The sequence below is a fragment of the Citreicella sp. C3M06 genome, from assembly GCF_018860705.1.
Taxonomy (GTDB): domain Bacteria; phylum Pseudomonadota; class Alphaproteobacteria; order Rhodobacterales; family Rhodobacteraceae; genus Salipiger.
The window spans coordinates 1-13,730 of the sequence record NZ_JAHKQA010000030.1 but is presented as its reverse complement, the minus strand read 5'-3'; the positions used below and the strand labels follow the sequence as shown (position 1 = coordinate 13,730).

Sequence of the window (13,730 nt, the reverse complement as noted above, 5' to 3'; positions counted from 1 at the left end):
ATTCATCGCCGGATCTCTGCGTGCCAGCGTCGCTCAATCGGCGCTGCGATCATCGCCATGCTACCCGTGGCAGGCGCGCATGCGCGCAGAGTGACGGTCCGGAACATGGTCAAGCAACCTCGTGCACTGGAACCCCCCGGAAGACCGGGGGTAAATACAAATACAGACCCGATCAAAGACAAGATGACACCGGGCGCAGTTTGATCGAAATGACCTTGAGGCCAAGCTTACCGGCAGACAATTCGTCTTTGCAAGGCACAGCTGCGCGCCGAGGCTCTGAACCCCGAAAATCCGCTGCCATGCACGCGCGCCGCGCCGGAAATAGCCGGCACGGATGATATCTTCACCGCCAGTTTTTGCGGGCGAGTCTGAATCGGCAAACTTCGCGTCCCGGTCTTGCCAGAAAATCCAACGCGGCCCACACTGTCCCTGTCCGAATTTCACGGGCTTCAGAGGGTTTGGTATGCAAGGTCTTTATCTGGTAACCGGAGCGGCGGGATTTGTTGGCGAGCACCTTGTGCGCCATCTTCATTCAAAGGGCATCGCGGTGCGCGCCATGGTGCGCAAGGCGTCACAGGCGGCGGCGCTTGAACCATATGCCGAGGTGATCATCGCCGACATCACGCAACCCGAAACGCTGCCCGCTGCCATGCAGGGCATCAGCGGCGTCTATCACGTTGCGGCGCTGTTCCGGCAGGCCAACGTTCCGGACAAGGCGTTTCACGATGTCAATGTCGCGGGCGTACAGAACGTGTTCGAGGCGGCGATTGCAGCGGGCGTGCCGCGCATCGTGCATTGTTCGACCAACGGCGTGCACAGCCATGTCGCGAACCCGCCCGGCGACGAGACCATGCCGTTCAACCCCGGCGATCTGTATCAGGAATCCAAGATTGCCGGCGAGAACATCGCCATGTCCTTTTTCAAATCAGGGCAGATCAGCGGTGCGGTGCTGCGCCCGGCGATGATCTACGGCCCCGGCGACACCCGGACGCTTAAACTGTTCCGGATGATCGCGCAGAAGAAGTTCTTTTACGTTGGCAAAGGTCTGGCGCTGACCCACTGGATCGATGTGCGCGATCTGGCGGAGGCCTTCGTGCTGGCGATGCAGGCCACGCAGATCAACGCCGAGGCCTACCTGATCGGCGGCGACAGGTACATGACCCTCAAGGATACGGTTCAGGAGATCTCGCGGCAGCTGAACGTGCCAGAACCGGGCCTGCATCTTCCGACCGGCCCGGTGATGGCGCTGGCGCATGTGACCGAGACCTTGTGCAAGCCCTTTGGCATTGAACCGCCGCTGTTTCCCCGGCGCGTGTCGTTCTTTCTCAAGAACCGCGCCTTCGACATCTCGAAGGCGCGCGCCCAGCTCGGGTTCAAACCGAAACAGGATTTTTCCGGCGAGGTTGCCGACATCATCAAGGATTATTCCGAGCGGGGTTATCTGACGCCGTCCTGAGATCGCCTTTTTCAGACATTTCGATTGGTTGGGTATTGAGTGATATGAACACGACAGACACGGATCTGAATGGCAGCCCGCTGGCGCAGCCGGACATCGGCGCAGAGGCGCCAGACCTTGACTCATCGTCCGAACGCTATGCACGCCGCTTCGAAGGGGTGGCCGGCACCTGGCTGCTGTCGCGCCAGACCGAGATCCTGCGCCAGATGATCGCGCCATGGCCCGGGGCGCGGGTTCTCGACGTCGGGGGGGGGCACAGGCAGGTGGCCGATGCGTTGCTGCCCCGTGGCCACCCGGTCTGCGTGCTTGCCAGCTGCGAGCTGGCGCTTGGCCGTGTTCGTGACCTGTCGCATCCCGAGCTGCAAACGCAGATCGGCAGTCTGACCGCCCTGCCCTTCGCCGATCGCAGTTTCGACGTGGTGACGTCTTTCCGGATGCTGGCCCATGTCGCCGACTGGCAGCAGCATCTGTCGGAACTGACGCGGGTCGCCCGGCATGCGGTGATCCTCGACTATCCGATTCCGGGCGGCGCCAACCTGCTAGAGCCGCTGCTCTTTGGGCTGAAAAAGAAAGTCGAGGGCGATACGCGCCGCTATCGGACCATTGCCCGCCGTGACATGCACGCCGCCCTTGATAGCCACGGCTTTTGCAACATTCGCGAGACCGGCCAGTTCGTCTTTCCCATGGTGCTGCACCGGACCCTCAAGCGACCCGAGATTTCCTCGGCGCTTGAACGGATTGCGCAGCTTGCCGGGCTGTCCGACAGGATCGGCAATCCGGTGATCCTGAGGGCCGTACGAAAGGATTGATGCCGAAAGCGAAATCGCGGCGTCCATCGCGCAGGGCCCAATTTGGTGTCGTCGCGACCCGCCGGTTGCTCACAAAATGTTGACGCGACGCAAAGCTGCGGCGTACCGTTCGGGAAGTCGGGTTAACGATTCATTAACGTAGGTATCGAGTGTGGTTTGGTTTGCGCGATGCTGGCATCGACAATCATGCCTTTGGCATTTCAAAGACAGCGCCCGCCCCGGTGTCGGGCCTGCAACCCCTCTCGATACGGTAAAATTCCAGCTTTGCGCACCCTCCTTGCGGTTCGCGTGTACTTTAACCAGTTAAAATGACGGGGATTACCCATGCCAACGATCGATATTTCCAACGGCACCGCTCTTGAAAACGAATATGTCACCTTCACCGTCACACTGTCGGAGGCGCTGACCGATGAAGCCACAGTTCAGTGGCGCACCCTGACCACCGGCACCGCCAACGACGATGATCTGTATTACGCCCCGACCAGCAACACCAACAACGGCACGATCACCTTCAGCCCCGGCGAGACCACCACGACCATCAACGTTTACGCCCGCGGCGACAATGATGATGAGCGCGACGAGAACTTCGTGGTCGAACTGTTCAATCCGTCGGCAAATGTCGATCTGACAGGCGGCGGCAACACGCTGAGCGCGACCGGTGTGATCCTTGATGAAGACGGCAGCGGATCAAACCTCGATCTGTTCGTGTCCGATCCGACCATCGTCGAGGGGGACAGCGGCACCCGCAACGCGGTGTTCGAAGTCCGGCTGTCGCAGATTCCTTCCACCGCATTGCTGGTCAACTACAGCACCGTCGACGGATCTGCCACCGCCGGGCAGGACTATCAGGCGCGCAGCGGCTCGATCACCTTCACCGGGCAGACCGTCGCCTTGGTCACGGTGCCGATCATCGGCGACAGCATCTCGGAATTTTCCGAAGCGTTTGATCTTGTGATTACACCGATCTCTGGACCGCTCACCGGCACCGCCGGGCGGGTGGGCAGCGCGACGATCCTCGACGATGACAGCGGCCCCGGTCCGGTGATCTCGATCGCAGATGGCGCGGCGCTCGAAGGCGAGTACTTGCGCTTCGTGGTAAGCCTGTCCGAACCGGCGACTGATGCGATCACGGTTAATTATCGCACCCTGCTGAACGGCACCGCCAATGATGACGATTTGTACTACGCCCCAACCGGCACCAGCAACAACGGCACATTAACCTTCGCCCCCGGCGAGACCACTGCCAGCATCTATGTCTACGCCCGCAGCGATGCCACCCACGAAATTGACAATAATTTCACCATCGAGCTCTTCGATGAATCCGCGAATGCCGCATTGGCAGGGGATGCACCGGTACTGCGTGCAAACGGCATCATCCACGACGACGATGGTACCGGATCGGACCTTGATCTGTTCGTGTCCGACCCGGTTCTGGTCGAGGGCGACAGCGGCAGCCAGCTGGCGTTGTTCGAGATCGACCTGTCGCGGCCAGCGTCAAGCGCGCTGACCGTCCTCTACACCACGAAAAATGTATCGGCCATTGCCGGGCAGGATTATCAGGCCCAATCGGGCAGCGTGACCTTTGCGCCGGGCCAAACCACCGCCAGCGTCGCTGTGCCGGTCTTCGGAGACATGATCTCCGAGCCGACCGAGGCGTTTTCACTGGTGGTCACGCCGCCCTCTAATTCGGTGTTCGGAACAGGCGGGCTGGTCGGGACAGCCACCGTCCTCGACGACGACAGCGGCGCCGGACCTGTGATTTCGATTGCGGATGGCGCAGCGCTTGAAGGCGAATACATCCGGTTCGTGGTGACCCTGTCGGAACCGGCGAGCGATGCGGTCACCGTCAACTACCGCACTCTGCTGAACGGAACCGCCAATGAGGATGATCTTTATTACGCGTCCAGCAGCAGCAGCAACAACGACACGGTGACCTTCGCCCCCGGCGAAACCACCGCCAGCATTTATGTTTACGCCCGAAGCGATTCTACCAACGAGCGCGATCAGAACTTCAGCATCGAGCTTTACGATCAATCCGACAACGCCGCGCTTGCCGGAGGCGCCGCCGTACTGAGCGCCAACGCCGTGATTTATGACGATGACGGCACCGGACCGAACCTTGATCTGTTCGTTTCTGATCCCTTGCTGATCGAAGGCGACAGCGGCAGCCAGTTGGCGCTGTTCCAGATTGACCTGTCGCAGCCCGCCTCAAGCGCGCTGACCGTGAGGTACAGCACCGCAGATGGGTCGGCCACCGCCGGGCAGGATTATCAGGCGCAATCCGGGACCGTCACCTTCGCTGCGGGTGAAAACACGGCGACCGTGGCGGTCCCCGTGTTCGGCGATCGGCTGTCAGAGCCATCCGAGGCGTTTTCGCTTGTCGTCACACCGCCATTGGGCGTGTCCCTGGGAAGCGGCGGATTGGTTGGAACCGCGACCATTCTTGACGACGACAGTGGTCTGGGACCGGTAATTTCGATCGCGGATAGTACAAACTTGGAAGGGGAATACCTGCGCTTTGTGGTCACCCTGTCTGAACCGGCCACCGATGCCGTCACGGTCAATTACCGCACGCTTTTGACCGGCTCGGCCGACGACGATGATCTGTATTACGCGTCGAGCAGTTCCAGCAACAACGGCACGGTGACCTTTGCCGCGGGCGAGACGACCGCCAGCATCTACGTCTACATCCGCAGCGACAGCAGCGACGAGCGCGACGAGAATTTCGCCATCGAACTGTATGATGAATCGTCCAACGCCAGCCTTGCGGGCGGCGTGTCGACGCTGCGCGCGAACGCGACCATCCTTGATGATGACGGCGCCGGGTCGAACACCATGCTGCTGGCCTCGCCCGATCCCGTGTTCGAGGGCTATGGCGGCACCTTCCTGCGCGCCATCGAGGTGCAGCTGTCGCAGCCGCTGACCACGGCGGAAACATTCGATGTCACCGCCACCGGATTCACAGCGACGCTTGGCGACGATGTCACGCTTGTCACCGACACCGTCACCTTTGTTCCCGGACAGACCAGCGCCACCGTGCTGGTGCGCACCCGCAGCGACAATCTGGTCGAGGGCACCGAGACCTTTCAGCTCAATTTCACAGCGCGGGCAGGCACTTATGTCAATGGTACCATCCCGTCGGTCACCGTAAGCATCGAGGATGGCGCGGGCTATGGCGGCACGCCCACAACGATGGATGACAGGCTGATCGGCACCATGGGGGCCGACAACATCGACGCACTGGCGGGCAATGACACGGTCTTTGGCTGGTTCGGCGCCGATACGCTGTTCGGCAACGCTGGGCGCGACCGGCTTTGGGGCGGCCCGGGCAATGACCGGCTTTGGGGTGGGCTCGATAACGACCTGCTGGTCGGCGAAGACGGCGCCGATCTGCTGCGCGGCGAAGCCGGGGGCGACACATTGCGAGGAGGCCTCGGCAATGACACGCTGTTCGGCGGCGCTGACAACGATCTTCTGGCGGGCGAAGCGGGCAATGACGTGCTCTGGGGCGAAGACGGCGAGGACACCTTGCAGGGTGGCGGCGGCAATGACAGCCTGCACGGCGGCACCGGCGCCGATCAACTGCACGGCGGCACCGCAAGGGATCGGCTGTGGGCAGACAACGGCAACGACAGCGTCTGGGGCGGCGACGGGCGAGATCGTGCCTTCCTTGGCGGCGGCGACGATGTCTACACCGACACGTCGCAGAACACCGCCGAAGGGGCCGACACGGTCTGGGGCGGCTCCGGCAACGATACGATCTCGACCGGCGGCGGCGACGATCTTGTGCATGGCCAGCTTGGCGATGACAGCGTCGAAGGCGGTCTTGGCAATGACTCGCTGTACGGCGAGAGCGGCGCCGATACGCTGATCGGCGGTGACGGCGCCGACCTGCTGGAGGGCGGGGCCAGCGCGGACCTGCTGCTGGCAGGGGGCTGGAACGACACGGTGCGCGGTGGCGACGGAGCCGACATGGCGCGGCTCGGGCTTGGCAACGATCTATACACCGACACCGCTCAGGGCGGCGCGCTAGGGCAAGATACGGTCTGGGGCGATGGCGGCAATGATACGATCAATGGCGGTGGCGGCGATGATCTGTTGTACGGCAATGGTGGGCGGGATTCGCTTGTCGGCGCAGATGGCAATGACGTGCTGCGCGGCGGCTTTCACCATGACACGCTGGTCGGCGGCAGCGGCGCGGACACGCTCTACGGCGAGAATGGCAATGATCGTGTCGAAGGCGGCAACGGCACCGACCGGGCCTTTCTTGGCAATGGCCACGATCTGTATATCGACACTGCCCAAGGCGGGGCCTTCGGCGCCGATACGGTCTGGGGCGGCGCGGGGAACGACCGGATCAACGGCGGCGGCGGCAATGACAGCCTGAACGGCGATCTGGGGAACGACCGGCTTGTGGGCAACACCGGAGACGACACGCTGACCGGCGGCGCCGGAGAGGATGTGTTTGTCTTTGGACGCGGCACCGGCGCCGATGTGATTTCCGACTTTACCTTGGCAGACGATCAACTGGAGCTGCGGGTCGGTGTCACGGATCTGTCGGATCTTAGCGTCGCCGATCAGGCCGATGGCGTGTTGCTGGCCTGGGCAACCGGGTCTGTGCTGATCGAGGGCGTAACCGCCACCGAACTGGAAACCGCGACCATCGCCTTTCTCTAGGCAAGCGGCCCGGGCGCATCCCGCCCGGGCCGGTTTGGATGGGGGGCAACCGCCGCTGCCCCTGCTCTGCGCGTGTCGCGGATATCGCCATACGCCTGCGGGCGCCGGCCCCCTAGCTCTGAAACTGTGCCTTGCCGGAGGAGGCGCGCCGGGTCAGCAACGTTCTGCGCACGAAGGCCACGAGAAAGATCGCCGTCAGGATCAGCACGATCGTTGGTGCGGAGGCGCTGTCGAGGAAGAAGCTCAGATAGGTCCCCGCCAGCATCGCAAACATGCAGACCGCGACTGACACCGCCAGCATCTTGCCAAAGCTGCGCACCAGCAGAAAGGCAATCGCGCCGGGCGTGATCAGCAGGCCCACCGCAAGGATCAGCCCGGTGGCCGACAGCGTCGCCACGATGGTCAGCGACAGGATCGTCAGCAGGCCGTAATGCAGCAACCCGACAGGAAGCCCCGAGGCCCGCGCCTGCGCCGGATCGAAGGCATGCAGCATCAGATCCTTCCATTTCAGCAGCAGCGCAGCGCTGACAAAGGCCGAGATCAGCCCGGCAGTCCACAGATCCTCGGTTCCGACGCCCAGCATGTTCCCGAACAGGATGTGATCGAGATGAATGTTGGTATGGATCGAAACATAGAGCACGATCCCCAGCCCGAACATGCCCGAGAACACCACCCCCATCACGGTGTCCTGCTTCACGCGGCTGTTGTCAGAGAGAAAGCCAGTGGCGAGGGCCGTCACCATGCCCGCGCCAAACGCCCCGAGGATCAGCGGAAAGCCAAGGATATAGGCCAGCACGATCCCCGGCAGCACCGCATGGCTGACCGCGTCCCCCATCAGCGCCCAGCCCTTGAGCACTAGAAAGCAGGACAGCAGCGCGGTGGGGATCGAAACGATCAGCGAAATCAGAAAAGCATTCTGCATGAAGCTGAACTGGAACGGCAAAAGAAGGGTGTCCATCATTGCGCCACCTCCGTCTGAAGCGCTTGTGCGGCCTTGCGCCGCGCCGCCAGAAGCCCATGCTTGGGCGACCAGACGAAGACGCACAGGAAGATCAGCGTTTGCAGAACCACTATGATCCCGCCCGTCGCCCCATCGAGGAAGTAGCTGACGTAAGCGCCGACAAAGCTGGTGATCGTGCCGATGGCGACCGAGGTCAGGATCAGCCGCGAGAACCGGTCGCACAACAGATAGGCGGTGGCCCCAGGTGTCACCACCATGGCAATCACGAGGAAGGCCCCGACCGTCTGCATCGCCGCCACGACGCAAGCCGAGAGCAGCATGAAGAACACCGCCTTCAACAGGCCGGGGCGCAAGCCGATCGACCGCGCGTGGCTTTCGTCGAAGAAGACGACCATGAGGTCTTTCCATTTCAGCAGCAGAATCGCAAGCGAGACAAAGCCGATGAGCGCCAGCTGCAGCGTGTCTTCCGGGGTGATGGCAAGGATGTTGCCCATGGTAATGGTCTGGATCGACACCGCCATCGGATTGACCGAGGCCATGAACAGACCCAGCCCGAAGAAGGAGGTGAAGATGATGCCGATGATCGCATCGACCTTCAGCCCGGAGCGGTCCGACAGGAACAGCATCGCCGCCGCCGCGAGCCCGCCCGAGATGAAGGCGCCAAGCGCGAAGGGCAGACCAAGGATATAAGCCCCGGCCACCCCCGGCACCACGGAATGCGACAGCGCATCGCCGATCAGCGACCAACCCTTGAGCATCAGGTAAGACGACAGGAAGGCACAGACGCCGCCGACAAGGGCCGAAACCCACATGGCATTGGTCATGTAGCCATAGGTGAACGGTTCGAGAAGCGTACTCATTGCTGCTCTTCCACCACCTTGGTCTTGTTGCCATATTGCACGAAGGGCCGCTCGTCATCGGTCAGGATCGACAGCTTGCGCGTATCGTCGTCATCGTGCAGATCCGCGCCGCCGAGGGTGAAATGCCGCAGCACGCCGCCAAAGGCCGCTTCGAGGTTTTCCCGGGTGAAGGTGGATTTCGTCGGCCCATAGGCCAGAACCGTGCCTTTCACCAGAACCGTCCGGTCGCAGAATTCCGGCACCGTGCCGAGGTTATGGGTCGAGACCAGCATCACCCGCCCTTCGTCGCGCAATTCGCGCAGCAGGGCGATGATCTGGTCTTCGGTCTTTACATCGACGCCGGTAAACGGCTCGTCCAGCAAGATCACATGACCGTCCTGCGCCAGCGCCCGGGCAAGGAAGACGCGCTTTTTCTGCCCGCCGGACAGCTCACCGATCTGGCGGTGGCGGAATTCCAGCATGTTCACGCGCCCGAGCGCCCTGTCCACCGCGTCGCGGTCGGCCTGACCGGGGCGGCGCAGAAAGCCCATATGCCCGTAGCGGCCCATCATCACCACATCCTCGACCAGAACCGGAAAGGACCAATCGACCTCTTCGGATTGCGGCACATAGGCAACTAGGTTGCGCTTCAGCGCCTGCTTGACGTCGAGCCCAAGCAGGCGGATGTTGCCTTTGGCCGCGGGAACAAAGCCCATGATCGCCTTGAACAGCGTCGATTTCCCAGACCCGTTCACCCCCACAAGAGCCGTCACCGTGCCGCGGGGAATTTCGAACGTGGCGTTGCGCAAGGCGGTATGGCCGTTGCGATAGCTTACAGTCACATCCCGCGCCTCGATCCCGCTTCCGGGACCAAACCCTTCGGAGGGTATTGCGTCATTCATCTGCATGTCATGTTTCATCTTGCGCCTTCTGTTGGAGAGGTCGGTCCCTCGAACGGCAAAGACCTGCCGGGCGATCCTTTGCCCAGCAGGCTGTTTCTTCAAGGAAGATCTTAGTGCGTGTCTGCCGTAAGGCCATCCGCCACCGTCTGTGACGTGACCCTGAGCAGATCGAGATAGGACGGAACCGGGCCATCGGGTTCCGACAGGCTGTCGACATACAGCACCCCGCCATAATGCACGCCGGTTTCCCGCGCCACCTGCTCGGCCGGTGCGGTGTTGACGGTGCTCTCGCAGAAGACCACGGGGATATCGTTTTCCTTCACACCGTCGATCACCGCGCGCACCTGTTGCGGCGTGCCCATCTGGTCGGCGTTCATCGGCCAGAGGTACAGCTCGCGCATGCCGAAGTCGCGCGCGAGATAGCTGAACGCGCCTTCGCAGGTCACCAGCCAGCGCTGCGCTTCGGGGATCGCAGCAACCTGCTGGCGCAACGGTTCGAGCGTGGCGCGCAGTTCTTCCTTATAGGTCGCGGCGTTGTCGGCATAGATCTGCGCGTTTTCCGGGTCGTTCTCGACGAAGGCCTTGAGGATGTTGTCGATATAGATCAGCGCGTTATCAAGCCCCATCCAAGCGTGCGGGTTGGGAAGCCCCTCATAGGCCCCCGCGGCAATCGGGATCGGTTCGATGCCTTCTGTCAGGGTCACCGACGGCACATCTTTCAGGTTGGCGAGGAACTGCTCGAACCACAGTTCCAGATTCATGCCGTTCCACAGGATAAGATCCGCACCCTGCGCGCGCACGATATCTTGCGGCGTTGGCTGATAGCCATGGATCTCGGCCCCCGGCCGCGTCACCGAGACGACATCCGCCGCATCGCCTGCCACCTGCTGCGCCATATCCGCCAGAACCGTGAAGGTGGTCACGACCTTCATCCGCTCCTCGTCAGCGAATGCGGCGCCGCTCGTCAGCGCCGTTGCCGTCACCGCCCCCATCAGCCGCATCATCGTCAAAGTCATAGCTGGTCCTTTCATGGTCCAATCAAATCTCTGGCGTCCACCGCCTGCACAATAATTGAGAGTGAGTCGCAATAGTGATAGCGCATCGCGCACGCATTGCAACTGCAATTCATTCGCAATAATGGTACCTCCTCAGGCTGCCCCATGGCGCAGCCCCTTTTTGCACCAGATCAAAGTCGCCACGGACCCGCCGCGCAGGATCACAGTTTCGTCTGGGATCTGCGCCCTACCCCGCCCTGGCCACACCACATGCAACCGCCGTAAACATGGACACTCTGGTCAGGGGCGTATCCGGTAATGACCCCTCCGGGCCGACCTGCTATCTTGCGAGCCAGTCTCGGGGGCGCATCGATGCCGGGTGACGAAAAAACGCAAGAAGCGGGCGGAATGACAGACAATCTCGAGAAAAAGCTGGAAGAGCTCTGCAAGGAAAAAGGCATGCGGGTGACCGAGCAGCGACGGATCATTCTCAAGATCCTGTCAGACTCCCCCGACCATCCCAATGCCGAGGAGCTCCACCGGCGTGTTGTCAGGCTCGCTCCGAGCATTTCGATCGCCACGGTTTATCGCACGATGAATACGCTCGAGAGTTACGGTCTGATCGAGCGTCATATCTTCGCCGACGGTCGCGCGCGGTATGAGGCGGGCGGTTCGGAACATCACGATCATCTCGTCAACGTCGAGACCGATGAAATCATCGAATTTCGTTGCGATGAGATCGAAGAGCTTCAGAAAAAGATCGCCGATGAGCACGGCTTCGATATCGTCGGGCATCGCTTCGAGATCTACGTGAGAGCAAAGAAACGCCGGTAGGCCCAGAGCCGGTTCGTTTTCAAGCTTGGCCCTGCCCCCAGAAAAGGAACCACCCGATTTGGACCGGCTGCCTGAGGCTGCCCTCATGACCAGAGATCCGTGCATAGCGGCGTCTCGAATGATATATCTTTGACACCTGTCGCGGGATTGTGCCGCTCCTTGGACCACGTCTTGTGTCGCAAGGGAGAACACAGATGGCATCACGACCGACCGAGGAATACCGCGCAAAAGCCGTGCGCGTTGCGTTGAGGAGCGGCTTGCCGCGCAAGCGGGTGGCGGCGGATTTCGGGATTGGCTTCTCGACGCTGAGCCGCTGGATACAGCAGGATCGGCGCAATCCAGAGAAGCCTGCTGCCCAATCTGATCTTGCACGCGGAGCTGCGGAGCTGCGGAGCTGCGCAAAGAGAACCGCATGCTTCGGGAGGAGAGGGAGGTATTAAAAAAGGCTATCCAATTCTTGGCATGAGGTTTGCTTTCATTGCAAAGAACGCGGACATGCTCTCTGTCGAGCGGCTGTGCCAGATCTTGGATGTCAGCCCACGAGGGTATCGCGGCTACCGTAATCGTCCGCTGAGCCAGGGCCAGCGAAAGGATATGGTGTTCCTCGCGCACATCCGCGAACAGTTCGCCCTGTCTCTGGGGAGTTATGGCCGCCCACGCATGACCGGAGAACTGAAAGAGTTGGATCTGGGTGTCGGCGTCGTCGCGTCGGTCGGCTGATGCGTGAGAACGGCATTTCCGTGGAAAGAAACAAGAGGTTCAATGCGTTCACGGACAGCAACCACAGGTTCAATATCGCGCCGAACCTGCTGGATCGCGACGTCTCGGCCGATTGTCCGAACCAGACGTGGGCGGGCGACATCAGCGATGTCTGCACGCAGGAGGGTTGGCTCTACCTCGCCGTGATCCTCGAGTTGCATTCGAGGTGTGTCATTGGCTGGGCGGTCAGCAACCGGATGAAACGCGACCTGGCCATCCGGGCGCTGAAAATGGGCATCGCACTGCGGCAACCGCTCAAGGGCTGCTTGCACCACACTGATCGCGGCAGCCAAGGCGGATTCAACCGGTCGTCGCAACACCGTCGATCATATCCTGTTTGAGCAGCTGGCTGAGAGCCTCTGCCGGTGTTTTCCAGCCCAATGTTTCCCTGGGGCGCGTGTTCAGCGCGTTTGCAACGGCGCTCAGCTCATCAGCGCCATGCCAGCTTAGGTCCGTACCCTTTGGGAAGTATTGGCGGAGCACACCATTGATGTTTTCATTTCTGCCGCGTTGCCATGCATTGCCCACCAGACGATTGCGCGGCAATCGGCCGAGGAGGGCTTTGAGGGCTTTGAGGGCTTTGAGGGCTTTGAGGGCTTTGAGGGCTTTGAGGGCCGCAGAAGTAGATCTCAAGACCGGTAGCAATCCGCAGTTGCGCGTGTTGGGCCATCTTGGCCCCCTGGTCCCAGGTCAACGAGCGGCGTAGCTCGGCAGACAGGCAGCTGATCGTCCCTGCGATGGCATCCCGGACGGCCTCGGCGCCGTGACCAGCAAGCGCCGGCCCATTCTTGACGGACTTGGCCGTTCCGTGCCCCTCCATTCGCGGCAAGTGCAGGAGCATGGTGAAGCGGGTCGTGCGTTCGACCAGTGTGCCGATCACCGATCTGCCGAGACCAAGAATGAGGTCGCCTTCCCCCTCTCGTGCCATTTTCTTTGCAAATGCACTGCCGAGCAATGAATGACCAAGAACGGCCCTGTCGCCGATCTCCGCTGGGCGGTCGCTGATCATCAGGGCATCGGCGATGAAGGCCTTGCCCCAGTTCCGGGCTCGTTCGCGGGGCAGCCTGAGTGCGCGCCCAGAGCGGAGACAGGCTGAGAGTTCTCGCCTCAGTGCCCTGCGTCCCTGAATGTAAAGCTCCTGATAGATGGCTTCATGGCTGATGCGCATGGTTGGATCCTCGGGAAAGTCCACCTTCAGGCGCTGTGAGATCTGCTCTGGGCTCCAGGCAGATGACCAGCGGCGGCGATGCCGGAGAACGGTTCGCCGTCCTTTCCATAGCTTGACGGGACCTTCGAAGGCGATTCCGTCCGGTGTGGCAATGAGGCCGGAGAGCCGATCCTGCACGTAGTCGCGCAGGACCGGGTTCACTGCAAGCTTGCCGATCTTTGGACGCTTGGTCGCACGATCCGCATGCCACTGCGCGGCAGTGGCCCGATAGTCGAACTGAACCGCCCCGGTTTTTCCGGAGGCTGATTACGGTTAGGGTCAGGATTCATA

General features: G+C 61.6%; 8 protein-coding genes and 2 pseudogenes. 5 read left to right on the top strand and 5 right to left on the bottom strand.

What is annotated here, in order from left to right; all coding sequences use genetic code 11:
- The first annotated feature begins 463 nt into the window (after positions 1-463).
- The 3 genes from KO516_RS05695 (at position 464) to KO516_RS05685 (ending at position 6,942) form a co-directional block, all read left to right on the top strand.
- The gene (locus tag KO516_RS05695; RefSeq protein WP_216002832.1) at positions 464-1,456 is read left to right on the top strand and encodes an NAD(P)-dependent oxidoreductase; all 993 of its coding nucleotides are present in this window, start codon (positions 464-466) and stop codon (positions 1,454-1,456) included.
- A gap of 44 nt (positions 1,457-1,500) precedes the next feature.
- Positions 1,501-2,265, top strand: coding sequence for a class I SAM-dependent methyltransferase (locus KO516_RS05690; protein ID WP_216002831.1), 765 nt, complete (start codon positions 1,501-1,503; stop codon positions 2,263-2,265).
- Between the two features lie 324 nt (positions 2,266-2,589).
- Positions 2,590-6,942, top strand: coding sequence for a Calx-beta domain-containing protein (locus KO516_RS05685; protein ID WP_216002830.1), 4,353 nt, complete (start codon positions 2,590-2,592; stop codon positions 6,940-6,942).
- Positions 6,943-7,054: 112 nt separating this feature from the next.
- Here the strand turns inward: KO516_RS05685 and KO516_RS05680 are convergent, their stop codons facing one another.
- The 4 genes from KO516_RS05680 to KO516_RS05665 all read right to left on the bottom strand — a co-directional run bounded on the left by KO516_RS05680 (position 7,055) and on the right by KO516_RS05665 (position 10,660).
- A complete protein-coding gene (locus KO516_RS05680; RefSeq protein WP_216002829.1) occupies positions 7,055-7,903 on the bottom strand; it encodes a metal ABC transporter permease in 849 nt (282 codons plus the stop codon).
- The gene (locus tag KO516_RS05675; RefSeq protein ID WP_216002828.1) at positions 7,900-8,763 is read right to left on the bottom strand and encodes a metal ABC transporter permease; all 864 of its coding nucleotides are present in this window, start codon (positions 8,761-8,763) and stop codon (positions 7,900-7,902) included. The genes KO516_RS05680 and KO516_RS05675 overlap by 4 nt, the downstream gene beginning before the upstream one ends.
- Complete coding sequence (locus KO516_RS05670) at positions 8,760-9,662, bottom strand: manganese/iron ABC transporter ATP-binding protein (protein WP_371742032.1); 903 nt, start codon at positions 9,660-9,662, stop codon at positions 8,760-8,762. Before KO516_RS05670 ends, KO516_RS05675 begins: the two co-directional genes overlap by 4 nt.
- A 92-nt stretch (positions 9,663-9,754) precedes the next feature.
- On the bottom strand, positions 9,755-10,660 hold the full coding sequence (locus tag KO516_RS05665; protein ID WP_305833083.1) for a metal ABC transporter substrate-binding protein: 906 nt from the start codon (positions 10,658-10,660) through the stop codon (positions 9,755-9,757).
- Positions 10,661-11,047: 387 nt separating this feature from the next.
- On the opposite strand from KO516_RS05665, the gene KO516_RS05660 reads away from it, so the two are divergent.
- The gene (locus tag KO516_RS05660; protein WP_216002827.1) at positions 11,048-11,473 is read left to right on the top strand and encodes a Fur family transcriptional regulator; all 426 of its coding nucleotides are present in this window, start codon (positions 11,048-11,050) and stop codon (positions 11,471-11,473) included.
- A gap of 194 nt (positions 11,474-11,667) precedes the next feature.
- Positions 11,668-12,525: pseudogene (locus KO516_RS24080) on the top strand (IS3 family transposase); the annotation flags it as partial.
- A gap of 7 nt (positions 12,526-12,532) precedes the next feature.
- Here KO516_RS24080 and KO516_RS05640 read toward each other — a convergent pair.
- Positions 12,533-13,706: pseudogene (locus tag KO516_RS05640) on the bottom strand (IS30 family transposase); the annotation flags it as partial.
- Positions 13,707-13,730 lie beyond the last annotated feature (24 nt).